The organism is uncultured Nostoc sp. (assembly GCF_964245445.1).
Lineage (GTDB): Bacteria > Cyanobacteriota > Cyanobacteriia > Cyanobacteriales > Nostocaceae > Nostoc.
The window spans coordinates 1-3,022 of record NZ_CAXTNE010000008.1; the positions used below are offsets into that span (position 1 = coordinate 1).

Annotated in this window: 3 protein-coding genes and 1 pseudogene; all 4 read left to right on the plus strand. The window is 40.1% G+C overall.

What is annotated here, in order from left to right; genetic code table 11:
* Positions 1 to 394 (plus strand): tetratricopeptide repeat protein (locus ACFE90_RS02460; protein WP_375497409.1); only part of this gene is annotated, 394 nt, incomplete at its 5' end.
* A gap of 288 nt (positions 395 to 682) precedes the next feature.
* Positions 683 to 936, plus strand: a pseudogene (locus ACFE90_RS02465) (UPF0175 family protein).
* Positions 926 to 1,429, plus strand: a complete 504-nt coding sequence (locus ACFE90_RS02470) for a DUF3368 domain-containing protein (protein ID WP_375497411.1) — start codon at positions 926 to 928, stop codon at positions 1,427 to 1,429. The pseudogene ACFE90_RS02465 and the gene ACFE90_RS02470 overlap by 11 nt, the downstream one beginning before the upstream one ends.
* 379 nt (positions 1,430 to 1,808) lie before the next feature.
* A partial coding sequence (locus ACFE90_RS02475; protein ID WP_375497413.1) for a tetratricopeptide repeat protein occupies positions 1,809 to 3,022 on the plus strand: 1,214 nt, incomplete at its 3' end.

A 3,022-nucleotide genomic window follows, 5' to 3' on the forward strand; every position in this document is an offset into this window, starting at 1 on the left:
TTCTACAGGACGCTACAGCGAAGCTGAACCCTTGTATCAGCAAGCTTTGGAACTGAAAAAACGTTTACTAGGAGATAACCATCCCGATGTCGCCACTAGCTTGAACAATCTCGGACAACTCTACAGTTCTACAAAACGTTACAGCGAAGCCGAACCCCTGTATCAGCAAGCTTTAAAACTGAAAAAACGCTTACTAGGAGACAATCATCCCAATGTCGCTACTATCTTGAACAATCTCGCAGCACTCTACAGTTCTACAGGACGCTACAGCGAAGCCGAACCCCTGTATCAGCAAGCTTTGGCAATTTGTGAGCAGGCTTTAGGTGTAGGTCATACCGATACAATGGCAGTTCGGGGAAATTATGCAAGATTTTTAAGAAAAGCATATCGCTAACGATCGCACCCTTTTCACAAAATCGCACCAAATTGATGCCACACAACAGTTGTAGTTTAAACTTTAGCAGCGATCGCCCATCAATTCTAACTTCAAATGGCGATCGCTCTCTCTTACTTATTTCTTCGCGCCCTTTGCGCCCTTCGCGGTTTGATTCTCATGCCCCCACATATCCAAAGTACAGTAAAGAATAGAGCGATCGCTAGCTGTTTCGAGGTTTAAAGGGTCAATTTTAGCGTTCTTGACTCTAAGCAGAGGAATGCTCTCTAATAAACTGAGGAGAAATTTATGCGAACAGTACCAATCCAATTACCAGAAACAGTATTTTCAGCACTTCGGAAAATCCTGAAGAATTCATCCAAGAAATGCGAATTGCAGCAGCAGTTAAATGGTATGAATTAGGTGACATTTCACAAGCCAAAGCAGCAGAAATTGCTGGGTTAACTCGTGCTGAATTTATTAATGCCTTATCACGCTACCAAGTAGATTTTATGCAATCTACTGCCCAAGAGTTAGCCCAGGAACTGACAAATGTCGATTAATTGTGTAATTATTAACTCTTCACCTTTAATTGTTATTTGGAAAAGTCAGCAAGTACAATTACTTCCACAATTATTCACAGAAATTATAGTTCCATTAGGTGTTTTTGAAGAAGTCACAACAAAAGATGATGCCGCATTAACACTATTACCCAATATTACTTGGATACAAACAGTAGAAGTTAATACTATTAATCCTGTTGTAGCAGCTTGGGATTTGGGAAAAGGAGAATCACAAGTATTAAGTTTGGCACTAAAAAATTCAGACTGTGCCGCTATTGTTGACGATAGGGCAACACGGCGTTGTGGTCAAGCTTTAGGTATTAATACTATTGGAACAGGAGGTTTGCTGATATTAGCAAAAAGACGTGGACTAATCCCAAGCATATCTCCTGGAATTCAAGCTTTGCGTGACGCTGGTTTGTGGTTATCCGATACTTTGATCAATTTGCTGAAAACTTCAAGCAAAAGAATAGCGATCGCTTACAAATTGTAACATCAAATGGCGATGTCTGACGACAAGCCGCTACGCGTCTACGCACCCTCTTAATTTCTTCCTCCATGTCCTCTGCGCCTCTACGGTTCGATTTTCATGCTAATTAACAACGTGCGTAGGCCTAGTCCGTCGTAGACATCGCCCCCTCATATTCAAAATACATTGAAAAATAGAGCGACGCCGAATAGCCCGTTGTAGACATCGCATAGCTATTTTGAGTACAAAACTCGAAGTTTGAGGTTCAAAGGCTCAAGTGGCGATGTCTAACGGCAAGCTACTGCCTTTGAATGTTTCTATGCAAATGGTATTTTTACCCCGAAGAGAGGAGATTTCCAAATGGAGACAAAGTAGAATAAAAAATAAATATCACAAGCAGTTTATGCAATGGGCTAATTTTCTAGCCAAAGAAGCTGCTACTCATAGCTTATCTCTAGAGCAAACAGCAGCTTTTTTAAAGGATTTTAATAATGATAATTTAGGTAAAAGCGAAGCTAAACTTATCAGCGAATTAAACGTTGATGTTGCTGCTTTCAGAAAGTGGATGGGTGAGATATATGAAAAGTTTGCTCAGAGTTATCCTGAGTTAGCTATTTCTAACAATCGGGACAAACTAAAAACGTTACAAGCTTACCTGAGGGCCAAATATAATAGCGAATTGGATGTCCTCAAACCATCGGCGGCGATGAAATTATTAAAAACGCTGGTGGTTCGGGAACGACTGCAACAAGAACCTTGGGTTGCGAGAAGAATTTGTAAATTTTTAGAATATTTGCCTTTAGCGCTAGAGTTAGTAGGGCGATATCTGGATAAAATGCCAGATTTGTCTTTGGAAACACTGCTGAAGCGGCTAGAGAAAAAACGAGTGGAACATGAATCAGTACTCAATGCTAACTCATTGATGTCTTATGAATACGGTGTAGCTGAAGCTTTTGAATTAAGTTGGGAACAGTTGGATGAAAATGCACAAAGCTTTGGCTGTTTGCTAAGTTTGTGTGCTTTAGCTGACATTCCATTATCTCTTGAGACGATAGAAGATAACAAAAAACAAGAACTTTGGCAAAAAGCCATAGCCGATTTGCTAGAATTGCATTTGCTACAACAGAAAAGTAAAGGAATTTATCATCTCAATCCCCTCATTCGGCAACTTTTTCAAATGAAGTTGGATAAGTCAAATAAGGCGGATGAAGCAAAAACTAACTTTGCAGCGATGATGTTAGAGGTAGCAAAGCTAATTCCGCAACAGCCTAACCCTGAAGATATTCTCAACCTCACTCCACATATCCCGCACATTACAGAAGTTGCAACCTACCTATCCCAGTATGTAGGCGATGAAAATCTAATTACTCTATTTACCAAATTGTCCTGGTTTTATCAAGGACAGGGACTTTATCAGCAAGCAGAATATTGGTTGCAACAGTGTGTAAAACTCACTCAAAATCGTCTTGGTTTAGAACATACCGATGTCGCTGCTAGTTTGAACAATTTAGCAGGATTTTACAAATCTACAGGACGTTACAGCGAAGCAGAACCTTTATATCAGCAAGCTTTAAAACTTAGAAAACGCCTGCTAGGAGAGAACCATCTTGATGTCGC